Source organism: Priestia koreensis (genome assembly GCF_001274935.1).
In the GTDB taxonomy this organism is placed as follows: Bacteria; Bacillota; Bacilli; order Bacillales; family Bacillaceae_H; genus Bacillus_AG; species Bacillus_AG koreensis.
Window position 1 is genome coordinate 59093 of sequence record NZ_LILC01000032.1, and the last position, 20067, is coordinate 79159.

Here is a 20067-nt window from a genome sequence, read left to right on the forward strand (position 1 = left end):
TCTGTTTTAACAACTGCTTGTTTCATATACCACTGTGAGTCCATTATTTTTGACGCTCCTTAATACTTTGACGGGCTACTTCTCGATCATCGAAATCAAGTACCTCATCACCAATTATTTGATATGTTTCATGACCTTTACCTGCGATCACGATCACATCGCCTTTTTCTGCTTTATTTACTGCATACTGAATGGCTTCTTTACGATCGGAAATGGTTACGTAGTTCGTTGATGTGATTCCAGCTGCCATTTCTTTTAAGATCTCATTCGGATCTTCGCTTCGTGGATTATCCGATGTAAGAATCGCCTCTGTGCTGTACGTTGCGGCAATGTTTGCCATAAGAGGTCGTTTCGTACGATCACGATCTCCCCCACATCCAACAATCATGTACACATTATTTTGGGCGAACTGCTGCACCGTCTTTCCAACATTCTCAAGGCTATCCGGTGTGTGAGCATAATCAACCACTACGCTAAAGTCTTGATTTTCATCCACTACTTCAAAACGCCCCGGGACGCCCTCCGTTTGCTCAATTACTGACACAATTGTTTGAAGAGCTACATTGGATACTAAGCAAGCTGCCGTTGCGGCAAGAACATTGTACACGCTGAACTTTCCAATCAGCTTCATTTGCACTGTTACAGTATCAAATGGTGTGATGAGTTCAAACGTTGTTCCGGCATTTGTCATTTGAATATTTTTTGCACGAACATCGCTTTCGTGATCAATTCCATATGTAACAACCGTCGCTGCAGTATTTCTCGTATATTCTTCAGAAGCTTTGTCATCTGCATTTAGAACGGCAAACTTTGGCTTCTTATGATTATAAGTATTGCCTAGTTGAGCAAACAGCAATCCTTTCGCACGGCGATAATCGTCCATTGTTTTATGATAATCCAAATGATCTTGTGTTAAGTTTGTAAACACCGCTACATCAAAATCACACCCGTGAACGCGGCCAAGATCTAATGCATGTGACGATACTTCCATCGCAGCCACTTCTACATTCTCTTGCACCATTTGATGGAACGTTTGCTGAAGGGTAACGGATTCAGGCGTCGTATTTTTCACTTCGTATGACTGATCGCCAATACGAATTTCAATCGTACCAATTAAGCCGGTTTTTTGTTCATTTGCTTGAAAAATCTTTTCCATTACATGCGTAGTGGACGTTTTCCCATTTGTCCCTGTAACACCAATGAGATGAAGCTTTTGTGTTGGCTGCTCGTAAAAGCCATCTGCTAGAACCGCCATCGCACGCTTTGAATTTTTAACGATGATGACTGGAACGGATACATCTACGGGTCTTTCCGCAATAATCGCTGCCGCTCCACTTTCTACTGCAAGCGTGGCAAAATCATGCCCATCGACCGTATATCCTTTCACACATACAAATAAGGATCCTTTTTTCACTTGGCGATGGTCCATCTCGATCGAGGTAATTTCAGCATTCTCTGTTGGTTTTATTGTAAAGTCGTGTAGGTAAGCTAAAAGTGATTGTAACTCCATCTTATCATTTCCTCTCTTCTGTTAGCGATTAGCCATCTTCCATTTTACAGAAAAAGAAGCCCAGGGGAAATACCCCCAAGGCTTATATCATTATAATTACTTTTCCCCCATATATATCCTGATTGTCGAACCTTCCTTAACTTTTGTCCCAGCGGCTGGTGCTTGACTTACGACTTTATCACCAGTTCCACTAACATCCAGCTTCAGGTTCACTAACTGCTCTTGCAGATCTTTTTTCGTCATTCCGACTAAATCGGGAGCTTCTAATACAGGGGTATCAAGCCATGTTAATTCTTTTTCTATTTGTTTGCTTCGCGGTTTTACACCGAGCGTACGCAGACTATCTTCCATCATTTTACCGACAATTGGAGCGGCAACGACGCCACCAAACTGAACGGTACCTTTTGGATTATCAACTGCTAAATAAATAATCAGCTCTGGATGGTCAGCAGGAGCAAAGCCGATAAAACTAACAATATAGTTATTTTCTAAATAACGACCGTTTTTCGCCTTTTGCGCCGTCCCTGTTTTCCCACCAACGCGGTAGCCATCGACAAACGCACCTTTACCGCTCCCTTTTGCCACTACGCTCTCTAATGCGTACCGAACTTGTTTGGAAGTTGCTTCGGAAATAACCTTTCGTTTGGCTACCGGCGATTGTCGCTTAATGACTTTATTCGTTTTAGGATCAATCCATTCTTTTGCAATATAAGGCTGATATAGCGTGCCTCCATTCACAGCTGCAGCAACTGCCGCCACTTGTTGAATGGGTGTCACTGCCACACCTTGACCGAAGGCTGTTGTAGCCTGTTCGATCGGACCGACTTTGTCTTTATTAAACAGAAGGCCTCTTCCTTCTCCTTGTAAATCAATGCCTGTTTTCTGACCGAAACCAAAGTCGTCAATATATTTAAACAGCTTCTCTTTTCCTAATCGTTCGCCAAGCTCCACAAAACCAGGGTTACATGAGTTTTGAACGACTTCTAAAAATGTCTGTGAGCCGTGGCCTCCACGTTTCCAACAATGTAAAATGGTTCCGGCTACTTCTGTTGCTCCATCATCATAAAAGTGATCTTTTAATAAATCAACCTTTTTTTCTTGAAGTGCTGCCGCCAGTGTAATAATTTTGAATGTCGAACCCGGCTCATATGCACTCCATACGGGAAGATTTCGATTATAGACTTCCGATGGTACATTTCGGTAATTATCGGGGTCAAACGTCGGTCGACTCGACATCGCCAAAATTTGTCCATTGTTCGGATTCATTGCAATAGCAATAACACCGTCGGGATTATAGGTTGCTTGTGCATTATCTAATTCGCGCTCCACAATCGTTTGAATACGCGAATCGATGGTCAGCTTCAAATCTAATCCATTAACAGGATTCGTATAATCATCTGCAATATCAGGCATTTTCTTCCCTTTTGCATCTGAGTAAAGCTGCACGTTTCCTCCCTCACCGCTAAGTTCATCTTCGTAGTAAGATTCAAGACCCATTAGACCTTGATTATCAATTCCAGTGAAACCTAGTACGTGAGATAAGTAGCTCCCAAAAGGATAATAGCGTTTTGAATCTTCTCCAATATACACCCCTTTTAAGCCTAATGCACGTACTTCTTCCGCTTTTTTCGGAGATATTTTTCTTCCCTCTGGACTTATACGCTGAATTGACGTTGCTTTTGTAACTTCTTGATACGCTTTTTCCTTTGACATATTTAAGACGGCTGCTAACTTTTCCGCTGTTTTAACGGGATCTTCTACTTGACGAGGCATAACAAAGATTGTTGGCGCACTTTTATTTGTTGCTAATGCAACCCCGTTCCGGTCTAATATTTTCCCACGCTCAGGCTCAAACGGAATATTCCGGCTCCACAGCCCCTTCGCTTTTTCCGTCAGCATATCTCCCAAAGCAAATTGAACATATCCAAGTCGAACATCAATAATCGTAAATACTAAAATACCAATAACTAAAACAGTTAATAACCTTTTTCGCACAGTGACTCCTGATACACGCATTGATCAAGAACCCTCCTTCTATTAGGCTCGTTCTCAATATATATGCTTGTACAGGAGTCACTAGAACTGCGTCATAAGTTATGATTCCATCTTCGACATACCGCCTAATTACTCTTGCGGCTCATCTTGTTTCTTTTTATCCTCTGTTTTCTCTTCTTTTGGCTTGTCTTCACCTGGACGACCAAGTTCTACAATCAAGTAATCATTCTTTTTCACTGGTGATCCCGCCTTGAGGTTTTGTGATGTCACATACCCATCTCCAACACGACTTGGCTTTAGCTCAAGCATATTTGAAAAGCGTAGTACGTCACGATAAGACCATCCGGTAAGGTTTGGCATTGTTAGATCACCGTTCGTTCGTAAAAATACTTTTTCCCCTTTTATCAGTCTCTCTCCTGAAAGATCTTGGTCTTCTACTTGATTTCCTTTACCAACAAGGATCGGTTTAAGGCCCTTGTCCTTCAGATCTTTGACTGCTTCTTCTGCAGGTTCTCCGACGTAGCTGTTTACATTTACGCCTATCTCAGCCGGTGGGTCGTTTTGTTCTTTTTTTGTTTCTTCTGGATCGATCTTCAAGTATTGAAGACTATTTTTCATCACTGACTTAAACAGTAGAGCAGAAGGAGCTGATCCAGCTTCTTGTGGTGTGAGCTTCGGCTTTTTCACCGCCACGTAGACAATCAATTTCGGATCGTCTTTTGGAGCAAATCCCATAAATGAGAAGATGTTTTTACCATGACCAAACTGATACCCTTTCCCATTGTCTTTTGGAATTTGTGCGGTTCCTGTTTTGCCAGCCACATCATAGCCTGGAATGGCAAAAGTTTGTCCTGTTCCATGCTCAGATGTTACTACTTTCTCAAGCTCATCTAGTACCTTTTTCGCCGTATCACCAGTGACAGGCTGTCCGACTTCTGTTGGCTTATGCTCTTCTACCACTTTATTTGTGGAAGGGTCCACTACTTTTTTAATTACATATGGCTTCATCATCTTTCCACCGTTCGCAATAGCTGTTGCTCCTTGAATTTGTTGAATCGGTGAAATGAGAGAGCCCTGACCGAATGCCGTCGTCAGCTGATCACGTTTGTACTTATACGAAATAATCCCTGACTTTTCCCCCGGTATATCAATGCCCGTCTTTTGATCAAGTCCGAATTTATGAAGGTAGCTTCGGTAACGATCCGCCCCGAGGCGATCAGCCAGCATAGCAAAAGCCACGTTTGAGGAACGCTGCACGCCTTCATCAAACGTAATCGGTCCCCAACCCGTTCGATTATGATCGCGAATAGGCGCAGAATTAGGGACATTGTAAACGCCAGATTGATACAATTCAGATCCGTGGAAGACCCCTTCTTGAATCGCCGCCGCTAACGTAAAGATTTTCATCGTCGATCCCGGCTCAAAAGGCATGAGTGCCTCGTTCGCGTAATTTTGAATGTCTCGTATGTTTGGATCAAAACTTGGACGATTTCCCATCCCTAGAATTTCACCTGTTTTCGGATTTGCGACGATGACAATCGCCTTCTCTGGTTCATACTCTTTCGCCACATTATTAAGCGCATCTTCTACGAACGTCTGAATTTGTTCATCAAGCGTTAAGTAAATATTGTCACCATTTTTAGGGGCTTTAATAGACTCTTTTGGATTCGGAAGCTTAAGTCCATTTTGAGCACTTTCGTATTTCACGTAGCCGTCTGACTCCGTCAGCTGCTTATCGAAAATTTCTTCAATACCCATTTTCCCAATAATCTTTCCTGCTTCATTCTTTTGGGCATACCCAATAATATGGGACGCGAATACGCCATTTGGATAAAAACGCTTAGAATCTTGAATAAAAGCAATACCGGGAAGCATGAGATTTTCAATCTTCGTTTTGACACTATGAGAAATATCTCGTCCTTTTGATCCTAACTCAACTTGGATACGACCCTTTTTCGATAAACGTTCTTCTAAATCATCTTGATCCATCTTTAAAATAGGGGCTAACTTCTCAGCCGTCTTTTCCGGATTTTTCACGTAATTAGATTGTTTTTTATCTAAGATCGCTACAACCGTGTAAGCCCCCGTATCTTCTGCAACAGGCTTTCCTTTTCGGTCGTAGATCGTTCCGCGATGTCCTTCAATGGTAGCTTGACGCGTATATTTTTTTTGGGCAATAGGCGCAAGCGTTTCTCCCTCAGCTTTCCCTGTTGCTTGTATGTAGAAAAAACGCACGGCTAATATAAAAAAGAGCAAGGCAAATATTAAAATTAATATCGCTGCTCCCGTATTAATATTTTTATTCTTTGGAAACATACCGCTTACTCCTGAACCACTTTCACGTTATTTTCGTTCAAGTCTAGTCCAAGCTCTTTTGCTTTTGCCCAAATACGCTCATACGTGCTTAATTCTGTTACTTCTTGCTTTAACTCTTTGTTGACGCGAGTTTGACTGTCAACATTTTTTTCTAACCCCTGAATTTCAGCATTGACGCTATAAAGCGATGCCTGATTCGAAACGATTTCTACTGAGCCCCAAACAGTTGCGGCAGCAAGTCCAAGCCAAAGGACCCTCTCACCCAACGTAATGCGACGCTTCTTTTTCGTAAGTGTTTTTGGTGCCTTTTGCGGCTGCTGTGGTTGATATTGTATGTGCTGTTCATTTACTTTATAAGCTACATTTGCCAACCGATTCTCCTCCTTTTAGTCTATTTTTGTTTTGTTTTCACCTTTTCTGCTATACGAAGCTTCGCTGAGCGAGCACGTTTGTTATGCTCAATTTCTTCATCAGAAGGCAAAATGGGCTTTCGCGTAACTAATTTTAGCGGTGGCTGAAATTCGTCTGGAATGATTGGTAGTCCTGGAGGAAGAGGCGGTAAGCTGCTTGCTTCCTTAAAGGTTACCTTGCAAATACGATCTTCTAGAGAATGGAACGTAATAACGCTAATACGTCCAGAAGGCTTGGTCATCTCAATCGCTTGTTCAATCGCATCTTTGAATACCCCAAGTTCGTCATTTACCGCAATACGAATAGCCTGGAAAATTCGCTTTGCTGGGTGACCTCCTGTTCTTCTTGCTGGAGCAGGGATTCCTTCTTTAATAATTTCTACTAGTTCCAAGGTTGTTTCAATTTTTTTCTTTTCACGATACGCTTCAATTTTTCGGGCAATCTGCTTGGAGAACTTTTCTTCCCCGTACTTAAAGAAAATTCCTACTAGCCTTTCATACGGCCATTCATTCACCACATCATACGCTGACAGCGATGCGTGTTGATCCATTCTCATATCGAGAGGTGCATCATGGTGGAAGCTAAAGCCTCTTTCTGGTGTATCGAGCTGCGGAGAAGAAACACCTAAATCGAATAACACTCCGTCAACTTCTGTAATACCTCTTTCTAATAACTGTTCTTTTAAAAAGCGGAAATTGCTTTTAATTAAAATAACACGGTCCATGTATGGCGCTAACTTTTGTCTAGCATTTTCAATGGCAACATCATCTTGATCAAATGCAATGAGCTTACCATGTTCTGATAACTGCTTGACAATATATTCACTATGACCTGCCCCGCCTAAGGTACAGTCTACATAGATTCCGTCTGGATTAATATTCAAACCTTCTGCCGCTTCTTTTAATAAAACTGTTGTATGATTGAACAACGTGACACCTACTTTAAACGTAATAAATTATGTGATCGTAAAGCCAATCTCATTATGTAAAGTTTCCAACTTCTCGCATAAATATGGCTTTTTATATTATATATCAAAATCCAACATAATTTCAGCTTTTTCTACATAGAAAACGTAGATTTTTGTCAGATTTTAATGCTATTAAATAAAATGACATATTTGACATCCATACATAACATTTTAGGGGAATGTTTACAGCAAAAATTCCAACCGTGTACTTTACCCACTTTAAAAAGTAAGAAACCTTTTTTGATTATTTTTTCTTCTGTATTTCCCCTAATTCTTCTAAACAAAATAAAATCCTGCTAAAGAGCAGGATTTTATTATAGACAAACGGCTTTTAATTTATGATTAAATTCGACGTGAACTTCTAGTAATTGCGATACAAAGTCCATTCCGTATTGATTCAAATAATAAGCTACATTCCATGTACGCTCCTGTGGACCGCCACTTGGAGTAAGAGCATTCTCAATTAACGTATATTTATTTAAAACCGTTTCATGTTTTTTCAGCTGTTCAGACTCGACAATTTTTTGAGCAGTATTTAGCTGATTTTGAATGATATTGCGATTTTTTTCTAAGAGTTTTTCGAGGCGCTGATCCTCTTTCAGCACATTCGTTCTTAACAATTGATGCGCAGACTCAATTTCTTGTTTTGCTTGTTCAAAGTAATTTGCGTACGGATAGGTTACTTCTTCACTGAGCCATTTTTCACGATATGCGCCTAGTCCGTTTTGAAGCACCTCTGTTAGATCAAGCTGGACATCTTCCAATGCTTTTCGCACAGAACGCTCAACGATCACGTACGAAAGACGAGGCATCACAGGAGGCATGCGGAAACCAAACAGTTCAAAAGCCTGCTTAAGCTCAGCCCAATAAGCTACTTCCCCAGGACCTGCAATAAAAGCTAGTGTCGGCAGTACAAACTCTTGCATCAGTGGTCTTGTCACCACGTTATTACTGAGAAGATGGGGCTCGGTATGCGCAATATACAACAACTCTTCTTTTGTTAGCTGCACTTCGCCATTTTTACCCGCAAATCCTTCTGCCGTGCGCTCTAGCAGAATGCGCTCATTCTGATGAGAATAAAAAAGATGAGCCGTTTCCGGTGCAACATCGATCGTTTTTTTATACCCTGCTTCAACTTTGGACTGCTGATCCCCTACCTTCTCTGACAGCTTCATATTTTCCTCAATAAGCTGAACGAAAAAAGGTGATTCAAGCTTTCGAAGTTCTGGGGAAGCTGCGTCCATTAGAATTAACCCTGTATGAGCAAACAATTGGGCAATCATACGCGCAAAAAATTCTGTATACGTACGAGACGATTGCAGGCACGATTGAATAAATGAACGCACTTCTTTTGTATGGTTCGTTTCACCCCATACTTTGAAGATGTCATCTATCCACGTTCTGACTAACTCTTGCGTCATCTCCGTATCAGAAACCATTTTCTTCTCTGCAAGCTTTTCTTTGACTGCTTTTTTCACCATACGGCCATTTTGCTCGACAAATACATGGTTAACCTCGGCAAAGTCATGATCTTCACCGGCAATCCAGAAAACAGGTAAAACGGGTGAACCAAGCGCCTGTTCCTGCTCTTTTGCGAGTTTTAAGATCGAGATAATTTTATGAATGGTATATAGGGGGCCCGTTAGTACACCTGCTTGCTGCCCACCTACTACTACTGTTGTCGACGAATCATTCAACTTTCGGATGTTGGCAAGCGTTTGTTCTGAAGAACCGACGGATGAATTGTATGGAAGCAGATAATCAATTAGCTCCTTACGAGGATAATGCTGCTCCTTGATATCTTGCTGTCGACATCGAAACAAGTCTGTTTGAGCAATGTCATAATGAAAAAAAGAAGAGACATCTTTTTCCCCATTTACGTAATCTGTTGTTAATTTATTCAGTGACGACAAAGCGACGTCAATAGTTTCCATGAAAGAACTTCCTTTCTTCTGTCAAATAACACTCATAGAGTTTTGATCTAAATTCATTATCCATATTGTGTTTCTATTCGTCTAGTGACACGCTTTCACTTTTTAAATACGTGCTACAACGCCATAGATAGCAAACGCTGCATACCCTACTGTGAACAACAAAAAGTTCACGCGCCAAAAACCCTTCCAAATTCGTCTTAGCTGAATGTCCTGCTTATATTTCCAATGCAAAAGAAATAACATGATAGCTGTTAATAAAAGCACTAAGCAAATAGCCCATAAGTATGATTTTCCCCAAATAACATATGTAGCATGATACACAGAACCAATCAGAAAAATCGTGGTCACGTCCACCGAAATTCGAAAGGACCTTAAATTATTTTTCGTTACTTTTCGAAAAACAATGTATGACAGTAAAAAAGCTAAAAATGGTACCGTTACAAAAGTAGCGATCACCCCAGCGAAGAAACTTCCCAATTGTATCATCTCACTTTTTCTGTTTTTTTTCTAATCCTTTGATTGAGTTATACAAAAACGTCGCAAGCGGTACATCGACGTGTCGTTTTTCACCTTCACTTATGATATAACCTAATATGCTATCAACCTCAGTTTGACGCTCTGATTCAATGTCTCTGAGCATAGATGAACGATTAAATGCCGTCTGTTCACAAACCATTAAGATGGACGCCCAATATTCCTTCCCCTCGTTAATTCCTAATGAGAGCACTACTTCTGCAAAAAGCTGCTCCATGTTTTGGCGGAACGGCGCAACAGATGGCAACATTCCATTCTCAACTCGGTACAAAGCCGTTAACGGATTGATGACCGCATTGACAATAAGCTTTTTAATCATTGTGTAATGCCAATCGTGCTCCTCAACAAACGGAAAAGAATCCGTAGAATTCGTTAAGAGCTCTTTATGTATGGGATGATATTCTTTATACATACAAAGACGTGTCGTGCCTATTCCTGTATGCGTTACATCCACGTCTCCTTTTTTCAGCGCTCCATGCTCGACTAACCCAAGAAATACATATGTATGAGGAAGGGAATCGATGATCTCCAAATGACTCATTCCATTTTGTAAAAAGAGCAGTGGAGTGGTCGGGGAAATTTTGCGTAAAAAGGGTAAAATCGAAGAAAGATGATATTGTTTAACCGCAATAACGACCAAATCACAAGGAGCAATACCATCAGAAATGACGGCAGCCTTTACACGAATAACCGTGATTTGTTCGTTTTCTTCAATCTGAATTCCTTTTTCATTAATCGCGATAGCCTGCTCTTTTGATTTTGTATATACGGTCACCTCGTGATATGAAGCCAGACGAGCTGCGTATAATAAACCAACGGAACCGCCGCCAATAATTGCTAATCTGTTCATAAAACCCTCCTAATGTTCGTCTATCGTCTACTCTTCACTTTATATTATTTTTACCATTTTTAATAGAGAAAATAAAAAAAGCACAGAAGGCCTGCTGCTTTCTCAGGACCTTCTGTACAGGAATACAATGGTTCTTTTTATCAAACAGGATAGACAGGATGCTTACGTACGCTAAACACCAATTCTTTTGAATCGTAGTGATCAAATCTAGAGATAAGGGCATCCCTTAAATCGTTCGCTTGCACAATATCATCCACAATCAGTTCAGAAGCAAGCTTGTAAATATCAATATGCTCTTTGTATTCCTTTTGCTTTTCCTGCACATATTTAATGCGCTCTTTCGGATCTTCAATGCTGTTAATTTTATTGGAATAGACCGCATTAACGGCGGCTTCTGGTCCCATAACGGCGATTTGTGCTGTTGGAAGAGCGATGCAGCAATCCGGCTCAAATGCAGGACCTGCCATTGCGTATAATCCAGCACCGTATGCTTTACGAACAATAACAGAAATTTTCGGTACCGTCGCTGAACTCATAGCCGCAATTAATTTCGCTCCGTGACGAATGATCCCATCTCGTTCTACTTTCGTTCCAATCATAAATCCTGGTACATCGGCTAGGAATAAAAGCGGAATATGGAACGCATCGCAAAGCTGAATGAATTTAGCTCCTTTATCAGCAGAGTCCACAAACAATACGCCGCCTTTTGCTTTTGGCTGATTGGCAATAATACCGATCGTTTTACCGTTCAGACGAGCAAGCCCCGTAATTAACTCCGGTGCAAACAGCTTTTTAATTTCAAAAAAGCTGCCCGCATCAATTAACGAATCGATCGCTTCGTACATATCAAACGGTACGTTTTGGTTTTCAGGGACGATATCCACAAGCGATCTCCCCTGCTTTGGTTCAATCGCATCAACAACTTCTGTACGATGCTGAAAGTTTTTCGGGAAGTAGCGGAGATAATCTCTCGCTTTTAAAATGGCTTCTTCTTCTTTTTCTACTAAAATATCGCCGCATCCACTTACCGTACAGTGCATACGTGCTCCGCCCATTTCTTCGAGCGTTACTTTTTCACCGATTACTTTTTCTGCCATACGCGGAGATCCTAGATACATCGACGCATTTCCATCGACCATGACCACAATATCACAGAAGGCGGGAATGTATGCGCCACCTGCAGCAGATGGACCAAACAGTAAGCAAATTTGTGGAATCATTCCTGATAATTTTACTTGATTGTAAAAGATCTTCCCTGCGCCGCGACGATTTGGAAACATGTCAATTTGGTCAGTAATACGTGCTCCAGCAGAATCCACTAAATATAAAATCGGTACTTTAAGCTTCTCTGCTGTTTCTTGAATACGAATGATCTTCTCTACCGTTCTTGCTCCCCAAGATCCTGCTTTGATGGTCGAATCATTCGCCATCACGCACACCGTTTGACCATGAATTTTTCCAATCGCAGTCACAACGCCATCAGCAGGTAAATCGCCCGCCATATTGTTCGCAAATTTTCCGTCCTCATCATATTGTCCGTTATCAAACAACAGATTTAAACGATCACGTACAAATAGTTTGTTTTGCTCCTTGAGCTTTTCGTGATATTTCGGCTGACCTCCTGCCTCAATTTCTCGTCGCTTTTGCTCATAGTTTTCCTGAAGATTGTTTGTATGTATCATTTTGATTCCCCCTTTTATTCTAAAATAAGTAGAGCATCGCCTTCGTTAACGAAATCACCTATCACAGCTTTAATTTCCTTCACCGTTCCAGATACGGCACTTTCAATTGGAATCTCCATTTTCATCGATTCAAGCATTACGACAACCTGCCCTACTTGTACTTCCTCATTGCTCTCTACTAATACGTTTAGTACCATCCCTGCCATTGTTGCCTCGATTGTTTTCATGTTTACTCCCCCTGTGTTAGTTTTTGATGGAACGTTTTGAAAGATAACTTGTTTCATATTCCCCATTCACAAATGCTTCGTCCTGAAGCACGTGTTGAAACAAGCTCAAATTCGTCTTAATCCCTTCGATTGACGCGCTATTAAAGAAACCTTTCGAGCGCTCGATCGATTCTTCTCGTGTCTTACCACTAATGATTACTTTTGCAATCATCGGATCATAAAATGGCGTTACTTTTTGGTTTGATAGATAGCCCAAATCAGCTCTTACCCCTTCTTGTTCTGGAAATTCCAATGACGTAATGAGGCCAGGTGACGGTAAAAAGGTTGTTGGATCTTCCGCATACACCCGATACTCAATCGCATGGCTTACCTGAGTAATTTCCTCTTGAACAAGCGGGAGCTTTTCTCCTCGTTCCACAAGAATTTGCCATTTGACTAGATCTAATCCTGTTAGCTCTTCTGTTACCGGGTGCTCAACTTGAAGCCTTGTATTCATTTCCAAAAAATAATAATTCTCTTGTTCATCTACGATAAATTCAATGGTCCCCGCATTGTAATAACCGACAGCTTTTGCTGCGTCTACCGCTGTTTGACACATGACAGCACGGCCTTTTTCCGATAAAAACGGAGACGGTGATTCTTCAATTACTTTTTGATTGCGTCGCTGTACCGAACAGTCCCGCTCAAACATATGCACGAGATTTCCATGTTTATCTCCGAAAACTTGTACTTCAATATGACGCGAATTAGTAATAAATTTTTCAATAAAGAGCTCATCATTGCCAAAATAAGCTTTGGCTCTTCCTTTTGTAGAGGCGTATATTTTTTTCAATTCGTCTTCGCCTTCACAGCGGTGCATCCCGATTCCGCCTCCGCCTCCGCTCGCCTTCAGCATAACCGGATAGCCAATTTCCCGCGCAATACGACATGCTTCTTCAAGGCTCTCAACGCTTCCTTCACTTCCAGGAACAACAGGAACTTGCGCTTGTTTCATCACGTCTCTTGCCGTTACTTTGTCCCCCATTAGCTGAATTACTTCTGGAGATGGCCCGATAAAACCAATTCCCTCGTCCATAACTGCTTTGGCAAAGGCTGTGTTCTCAGACAAAAATCCATAGCCAGGATGAATGGCATCTACCTGTTCTTCCTTCGCTACACGTATGATTTCATCCGCTCTCAAATACGATTTTTGAACAGGCGCCTCTCCAATACATACCGCTTTGGTTGCTTCTTTTACAAACGGTAAATCTTGATCCGCTTCAGAATAGACCGCAATGGTCTCAATTCCCATTCGCTTACACGTCTGAATAATCCTTAATGCAATCTCCCCACGATTTGCAATTAACACTCTTTTCACGGTATCATCCCCTTTGTTCACCTATTTTTTGTCTCCAACACCTATATTTCTACATTTTTCTTAAAATTCCTTTCGATATTTGTAAACGCTTACTAATAAGTGTGTTTATTTGCGGAATTTTTCGTATTTTTATTATATAATAAAAATAGCTTCACACTGCTACAAGAAAAGGGGTAGGGGGATTATGTACAAACCAGAAGTAAAACGATTACAAATTAACTTTAAAACGCTCGAAGAATTTAAAAAATTCAAAGAGTATGGCAATCAAGAATTATCTATGCTAGAAGACTTACAGGAAAACCTGACGGAAAATGAAATTCATTCTCCATTTTACGGAATATATTTCGGCGACAGCCTTGTTGCTAGAATGAGCTTATATAAACGCGACCAAAAGTTTGATCAATACTTCACACCTCCACAAGATTTTTTAGAACTTTGGAAACTTGAAGTACTACCAAGCTATCAGCGTAAAGGATACGGTGAAGCACTGGTGAATTTCGCAAAAAGCTTCGAACTTCCGATCAAAACCAATCCGCGTGTAAAATCCAGTGACTTCTGGGCTAAAATGGGGTTTCAGTCTATCAAGTATGACATGGACCGAGATTTAGGTCAGAACCCATTGCTTTGGCACCCAAACGGATTTGACGGTGAATAAAGAAACAGCTGATGAAATTCATCAGCTGTTTTTATTTATTTCTCTATCTTTTTTAATTTGCTCGTTTGATCTACTTGAAATTTTACTTTCTCGCTTTTTTCGTCCTCTTTGAGCACAACCATTTTACGAGCTCGCTCCATAATTTCAATGAGCGCTTTGTAGTCATCTTCAACGACGACAAGATTGTTTTGAAGGAGATGCTTTTCCTTTTCTAACCGCTGTATATGACGTTCTAATCCCTCTACTCTTTTCTTTAAATCTACGTTTAACTTCACCACGTCATTGGCATTTTCCGCTGTGATCTCTAGATTCTCTAAAAAATGAATAACATCACGAAGAGTTAAATCAGACGATGAGGATTGCACTTCCCTCCGAGGGGCTTCTGCTCTCGCTCGTTCTGTTGTGGAATGTTGTGCTTTTAATTGTTTGCGCTGCTTTTTAGCAAGGTCAATGCCTGCTTTATACTGCTTTCTTACATAGGAATTCCAGCGAAAGCCACATGCTGCAGCTGTCCGAGACAACCTTCTTCCTACTTCCTCAAATGCATTTAATTGTGTGCCCCCATCTCTTATATATCGCAATACTAAATCAGCAAGAAGCAAGTCTTCGTCTTGCGTCCAAGCATCTTGGCGAGAAGACGTCATCTATCTATCCCTCCTAAAACCGTTTAGTAAATAAATATGCACTTACTAGAAAAGATAGACTACTTACGCTGTAAAAATGATTCCACCGCCTGATGATGCTCTTCACCTGCCCATAAGACCGCACAGCCTTGGATTTCTTCCTGCATTCGAGCGAATAGCCCATTTGCTTCCCAACGCTTTGTATAAAGCGTTTTATACTGTCTCAAGACGGACGCGCTTTTTTGCAACAGAGGCTCCAGAAGCTGCTTCATACTCTCTTCCAATGCGGAAGCGGAAACTACTCTTTGAATAAACCCGTACTCTTTTCCCTCTTCTGCTGAAAAGGTAGAAGCCGAATAAAGCATATGTAAAGCGGATTGAGGGGACAGTTTTTCTTGCAAGATCGTTGTTCCGCCCCATCCTGTTGTAATGCCTAGCCTGCCTTGAATAAAACCAATTTTGGCCGAGTCGACTGCTATACGAATGTCACAAGCTGACGCAAGCTCACATCCTCCTCCAAGAGCAATCCCGTTGATAACAGCAATTGTTGGCTTCGGAAGGGTCATAAGTTCATATAAAATTCCCCCCATTGGATAAAGCATGCTATATGCTTCTTCTTCCGTCTTTAGCGCATGAAACAATTGAACGTCGCCACCGCTACAAAAAGCGTCTTGTCCTGCCCCTGTAATGAGAAGTACTTTTACATCATCGTTTTCTTTACAAGCAGTAATCGCATCCTTCAACCCTTTCATCACTTCATAATTAATCGCATTCTTTTTATGGGCACGGTTAATTACAAAAACGGCTCTCCCGTCTTCTTTTACAGTAAATTGATACTCCATTTGTAGATCCCCCTTTTGCATACTCCACCACATGGTTTCTGTATACAAAGGGGGAATTCCTGCTTTGAGTGTCGTAGGAAGTCACAGAATCTCCTTGCATATCACCATGATCAACAAATGATCAAACGAAAAAAGACATTCTCAATTGAGAATGTCTTTTAACTGTGAATATTAGTTACTTTTTACTTCTTTTCCTTTATAAGTCCCACAAGCTTTACATACGCGGTGAGCTAATTTCATTTCACCACAGTTTGAGCATGCTACCATACCAGGAACTTGTAATTTGAAGTGCGTACGACGCAATCTTTTTCTAGTTTTGGATGTTCTTCTAAAAGGTACAGCCATTATTCCCACCTCCTTAAAAGAGTTTAAAATCATATGAAGGCCGGATAACGCCGGATCTTCTCATAATTATTACTTCTTGTCTTTGAAGAAATCTTGCAACGCTGCGAAGCGAGGATCGATACGATCTTTCCGATTTTCTTCACTAATAACTTCCCAATCCTTACCAGACTGAGGAGCTGCTCCCGATACGTCGGTGTTCTCACTGAACACTTGCATCGGAACTTCGAGAAGAATCAGCTCTTTTATAACAGGATATAGATCTACTATATCGCCTTCTAAAAAATGCACTTCTTCATCTTCATAATCAGTTGGTTTTAAAATAAAAGTTTCATTTGCATGAATGCTGAAAGGATATTGAACATCGACTAATGTGCGAGCACATGGTAATGTTAGTTCTCCTTCAACAGTAAAGCTAAAAGTTACTCTTGCAGAACTAATGTCTGCTCGTCCTTTTATATGAACGTCTGAAACTCTGCGAATTTCGTCACCCATATCTGTAAATTCTTTACCGTCAATCGTTTCATCAAAATTTAGACCTTTATTTTGCAATTGGTACAATTGATGTACTGTCCATTTCATATCTATCACCTCAAGGCAACAAAGATGATTATAGCTTTCACAGAAGTATTTGTCAATATTTTTTCTTTACACTATAATGATCTTAATTAAAAAATTTATAAAGCCATTTTAACACCATATGACTACTATAATCAAATAAACTTGTGAAGAAGGAATGTAAATGAAAGCTACGGGCATTATCGTGGAATATAATCCCTTCCACAACGGACACGATTTTCATGTTCATGAGTCCAAAAAACAAACAGAGGCTGACTGTATGATTGGCGTGATGAGCGGACATTTTCTACAACGCGGTGAACCTGCCCTTTTGTCAAAGTGGTATCGAACCGAAATGGCACTGCGCTCAGGAGTTGACTTGATTGTAGAGCTTCCGTACGTATACGCTACACAACAGGCAGACACATTTGCCGCTGGAGCCGTTGCTATTTTAAATCAGCTACAGGTGGCGTCCATTTGCTTTGGAAGCGAGGACGGCCGAATTGAGCCGTTTCAACGTGCTGTGCAACTCACTGACTCCTCACAGCCATCTGAGCATGTAAAATCGCTGTTAAAAGAAGGCTACAGCTACCCTAAAGCTATGTCGCTAGCGCTTCAAACGACTGAAGATAGCATTGATTTATCACAACCAAACAATATTTTAGGATATGCCTATGTGAAAGCGATCATCGATCAGCATACAGGCATTACTCCGCATACGATTAAACGTACGCAAGCACATTACCACGACATAGAACTTCCTACCACACCTATTGCGAGCGCGACTAGTATTCGAAAAAGCTTACATACTCAATCATCCATCGAAGAAATTTCTCCCTATGTACCAGCCTCTACAACTCGCTTGCTGGAGGATTATGTCACAACGTACGGAAGATTTCACGACTGGGAACAGTATTTTACGCTGTTAAAATACAAGCTTCTAACGATGACACCTCGTCAGCTTGCTGATATTTACGAAATGGAAGAAGGAATTGAGTATCGCCTGCTTGACGCTAGTAAACGCGCTAGTACGTTTGCGGAATTTATGTCGCTTGTGAAAACAAAGCGCTACACGTGGACACGTATTCAGCGTATGTGTGTCCATATTTTAACGCACACGATGAAAGAAGAAATGAAGCCCTTTTTACACGTTGACGCTCCTCCTTACGTTCGGGTGCTCGGGATGACAAAAAAAGGACAAGAATATTTACGGCTAATAAAGAAAAAAATTGAGGTTCCACTTGTGACGAAAATTTCAAAAAAACAAGCAGACACGATTCTTCGATTAGATTTAAAAGCCACCTCTGTTTATGGAATGAGTTTACCGGAGCCGTTACGATCTCAGTTTAGCATGCAAGACTTCACTACTCCGCCCATTATTCTTTCCTAATGAAAAAGCTCCTTCTCTTGTGAGAAAAGGAGCTTTTTTTATCTTTATTTTTTATCTTTTAATTTGTTTAAGTATGCAATGGCATCATCAAACGTGTTCACAGGAATAATTTTCATCTTTGTATCAATTTTCTTCGCTGTTTTTACTGCTTCATTGTAGTTGGAGTCTTTTCTACCGCCTTCAGCAGGGGCAAAGAAAATTTCTGCGCCTGAGTCACTAGCGGCCACAATTTTTTGTGAAATCCCACCGATCGGCCCTACAATCCCCTCATCGTTAATCGTCCCTGTACCTGCGATCTGATAGCCGTGGGTTGTATCTTCCTCCACTAGCTGATTGTAAATTTCCAAGGAAAACATGAGGCCAGCTGAGGGCCCGCCAATTTGCTCGGTGTTAATTTTTACTTTTGGTGTCTCGGTAATATCTCGATCCGTAATGAGCGTAATACCTAGTCCTACTTTGTTTTTCAATCCTGGGAACGGTTGAATCTTAACCGATTTGGTGTACATTTTGCCATTACGATCGTATGTAATGCTCACAGCGTCCCCTTTTTTCTTCTGAGATACGAATGAAATGAATTCATCTGCTGTTTGAATGGCTTTTCCGTCCACCTTATGTACGCGATCTCCTGCTTTTAACACTTTTTCAGCAGGCATCTTTGGCACTACGCTCATAATGTATACGCCTTTGTTGTGGAACTCAATTTGTTTATCTGCTTTTTGGTACGCGACGACAATCGCAGACTGCTTTGAAGTTTCCATAAGATGAAGCTGTCTGTAATTATAGTCTTTGTCGCTTTCCCCTTCTTGACGAATATCTTTTTCAGGAAATACTTCCTGGAAATCCTGAATATGAGCGAGCGTGTATGAAAGCGGGGTTGCTTTCCCCATTCGAACCGTTGTCAGCATAAAATCGCCTTTTTCCTCTGTTCCACCCTGCACATCAATGATAGGGTCTAGCTTTTGTGCCATTCCTGGCTTTGTAATGTAGTAGGGAAGCGGAAAAAATACAATCACAAACGCCAGAATAATTCCCAGCACGAGTGACAACGTAAATAGTTTATTCTTTTTCATGGTGCTGCTCCTTCCAATTTTCAATCGTTGCTTGAATTTTAGGCAGATGCTTTCTACCTTCTTCTTCACCTATTGCAATAATTTCAGCAATGTTCTTAAATGCACGCGAGCTAAATGCTTCAACGTGGGGCCTAATCATAATATCCGACGCAATTTCACGATGCTTCACGAGCTCTTCTTGTAGAATGTCTAAACTTTGTAAAATAACATCAAAAATCGAGCCGATTTCTGCGTTTGTTTTGACTCTCGAAACATCTACCGCTATGACAATATCTGCTCCTAAATCACGCGCCACAGAAACGGGGATACGATCCACGACTCCACCATCGACTAACAGTCGCCCATTAAACGACTCAGGAACAAAAATACCGGGAATGGAGATGCTTGCTCGGACGGCTTCTGCCACAGGTCCTTCCCGAAAAACCACTTTTTCTCCCGTTCTTAAATCGGTGGTCACAATCGCAATCGGAATCATTAAGTCTTCAATATTCTTTCCATGAGTAAAGACTCTTACTAATTCTTTAATTCGCTCTCCAACAACGAACCCCATTTTGGGGACTGTAACGTCTAAATGGTACTTTCGTTTGAAAGCGTTGGCGATTTTATATAAGCGTTCCATGTCCATTCCCGTCGCATAAAAAGCGGCTACAAGAGCCCCCATGCTGCTTCCCGCGATACAATGAACAGGAATATTAGCCTCATGCAGCACTTTTAACACCCCAAGATGCGCAAAACCCCTGGCTCCACCAGATCCAAGAGCTAAACCAACCGTTGGATCTTTCAAGACACATCCCCTCCTTTATC

Annotated in this window: 19 protein-coding genes; 2 read left to right on the top strand and 17 right to left on the bottom strand. The window is 41.1% G+C overall.

Annotated elements, in window-relative coordinates; translation table 11 throughout:
* Nucleotides 1-43 precede the first annotated feature (43 nt).
* From AMD01_RS20745 to AMD01_RS20795, 11 genes are all read right to left on the bottom strand, one after another.
* Nucleotides 44-1510, bottom strand: a complete 1467-nt coding sequence (locus AMD01_RS20745; protein WP_053403375.1) for a UDP-N-acetylmuramoyl-L-alanyl-D-glutamate--2,6-diaminopimelate ligase — start codon at nt 1508-1510, stop codon at nt 44-46.
* Nucleotides 1511-1606: 96 nt separating this feature from the next.
* Nucleotides 1607-3526 carry a stage V sporulation protein D gene (locus tag AMD01_RS20750; RefSeq protein WP_053403376.1) on the bottom strand — a complete coding sequence of 640 codons (1920 nt, stop codon included), beginning with the start codon at nt 3524-3526 and terminating at the stop codon, nt 1607-1609.
* Nucleotides 3527-3634: 108 nt separating this feature from the next.
* Nucleotides 3635-5821 (bottom strand): penicillin-binding protein, encoded by a 2187-nt coding sequence (locus AMD01_RS20755; protein WP_053403377.1) that lies wholly within the window; start codon nt 5819-5821, stop codon nt 3635-3637.
* A gap of 5 nt (nt 5822-5826) precedes the next feature.
* Nucleotides 5827-6192: a cell division protein FtsL gene (gene ftsL, locus AMD01_RS20760; RefSeq protein WP_053403378.1), complete on the bottom strand. Its 366-nt coding sequence runs from the start codon at nt 6190-6192 to the stop codon at nt 5827-5829.
* Between the two features lie 20 nt (nt 6193-6212).
* Entirely contained in the window at nt 6213-7160 is a 948-nt protein-coding gene (gene rsmH / locus AMD01_RS20765) for a 16S rRNA (cytosine(1402)-N(4))-methyltransferase RsmH (RefSeq protein ID WP_053403379.1), read from the bottom strand.
* 353 nt (nt 7161-7513) lie between these two features.
* A complete protein-coding gene (bshC, locus tag AMD01_RS20770; protein WP_053403380.1) occupies nt 7514-9133 on the bottom strand; it encodes a bacillithiol biosynthesis cysteine-adding enzyme BshC in 1620 nt (539 codons plus the stop codon).
* Between the two features lie 102 nt (nt 9134-9235).
* The gene (locus AMD01_RS20775; RefSeq protein WP_245638992.1) at nt 9236-9619 is read right to left on the bottom strand and encodes a DUF3397 domain-containing protein; all 384 of its coding nucleotides are present in this window, start codon (nt 9617-9619) and stop codon (nt 9236-9238) included.
* 1 nt (nt 9620) lies between these two features.
* Nucleotides 9621-10517, bottom strand: a complete 897-nt coding sequence (locus tag AMD01_RS20780; protein WP_053403382.1) for a 2-dehydropantoate 2-reductase — start codon at nt 10515-10517, stop codon at nt 9621-9623.
* A gap of 140 nt (nt 10518-10657) precedes the next feature.
* The gene (locus AMD01_RS20785; protein WP_053403383.1) at nt 10658-12199 is read right to left on the bottom strand and encodes an acyl-CoA carboxylase subunit beta; all 1542 of its coding nucleotides are present in this window, start codon (nt 12197-12199) and stop codon (nt 10658-10660) included.
* 14 nt (nt 12200-12213) lie between these two features.
* Nucleotides 12214-12426 (bottom strand): biotin/lipoyl-containing protein, encoded by a 213-nt coding sequence (locus AMD01_RS20790; protein ID WP_053403384.1) that lies wholly within the window; start codon nt 12424-12426, stop codon nt 12214-12216.
* A 16-nt stretch (nt 12427-12442) separates the two neighbouring features.
* The gene (locus AMD01_RS20795; RefSeq protein ID WP_053403403.1) at nt 12443-13783 is read right to left on the bottom strand and encodes an acetyl-CoA carboxylase biotin carboxylase subunit; all 1341 of its coding nucleotides are present in this window, start codon (nt 13781-13783) and stop codon (nt 12443-12445) included.
* Between the two features lie 184 nt (nt 13784-13967).
* Between AMD01_RS20795 and AMD01_RS20800 the strand changes: the two genes are divergently transcribed.
* On the top strand, nt 13968-14438 hold the full coding sequence (locus AMD01_RS20800; RefSeq protein ID WP_053403385.1) for an N-acetyltransferase: 471 nt from the start codon (nt 13968-13970) through the stop codon (nt 14436-14438).
* Between the two features lie 35 nt (nt 14439-14473).
* On the opposite strand, the gene AMD01_RS20805 is transcribed toward AMD01_RS20800, so the two are convergent.
* The 4 genes from AMD01_RS20805 to AMD01_RS20820 form a co-directional block, all read right to left on the bottom strand.
* Nucleotides 14474-15082 carry an RsfA family transcriptional regulator gene (locus AMD01_RS20805; protein ID WP_053403386.1) on the bottom strand — a complete coding sequence of 203 codons (609 nt, stop codon included), beginning with the start codon at nt 15080-15082 and terminating at the stop codon, nt 14474-14476.
* Nucleotides 15083-15141: 59 nt separating this feature from the next.
* Nucleotides 15142-15903 carry an enoyl-CoA hydratase/isomerase family protein gene (locus tag AMD01_RS20810; protein ID WP_053403387.1) on the bottom strand — a complete coding sequence of 254 codons (762 nt, stop codon included), beginning with the start codon at nt 15901-15903 and terminating at the stop codon, nt 15142-15144.
* A gap of 171 nt (nt 15904-16074) precedes the next feature.
* Nucleotides 16075-16248: a 50S ribosomal protein L32 gene (gene rpmF, locus AMD01_RS20815; protein ID WP_053403388.1), complete on the bottom strand. Its 174-nt coding sequence runs from the start codon at nt 16246-16248 to the stop codon at nt 16075-16077.
* Nucleotides 16249-16317: 69 nt separating this feature from the next.
* Nucleotides 16318-16827, bottom strand: coding sequence for a YceD family protein (locus AMD01_RS20820; RefSeq protein ID WP_053403389.1), 510 nt, complete (start codon nt 16825-16827; stop codon nt 16318-16320).
* 160 nt (nt 16828-16987) lie between these two features.
* On the opposite strand from AMD01_RS20820, the gene AMD01_RS20825 reads away from it, so the two are divergent.
* Nucleotides 16988-18193 (top strand): nucleotidyltransferase, encoded by a 1206-nt coding sequence (locus AMD01_RS20825; protein ID WP_053403390.1) that lies wholly within the window; start codon nt 16988-16990, stop codon nt 18191-18193.
* 44 nt (nt 18194-18237) lie between these two features.
* Here AMD01_RS20825 and AMD01_RS20830 read toward each other — a convergent pair whose 3' ends face one another.
* Together AMD01_RS20830 and AMD01_RS20835 are read right to left on the bottom strand one after the other, a co-directional pair.
* Complete coding sequence (locus AMD01_RS20830; protein WP_053403391.1) at nt 18238-19263, bottom strand: SepM family pheromone-processing serine protease; 1026 nt, start codon at nt 19261-19263, stop codon at nt 18238-18240.
* Nucleotides 19250-20047, bottom strand: coding sequence for a patatin-like phospholipase family protein (locus tag AMD01_RS20835; protein WP_053403392.1), 798 nt, complete (start codon nt 20045-20047; stop codon nt 19250-19252). Before AMD01_RS20835 ends, AMD01_RS20830 begins: the two co-directional genes overlap by 14 nt.
* Nucleotides 20048-20067: the final 20 nt, after the last annotated feature.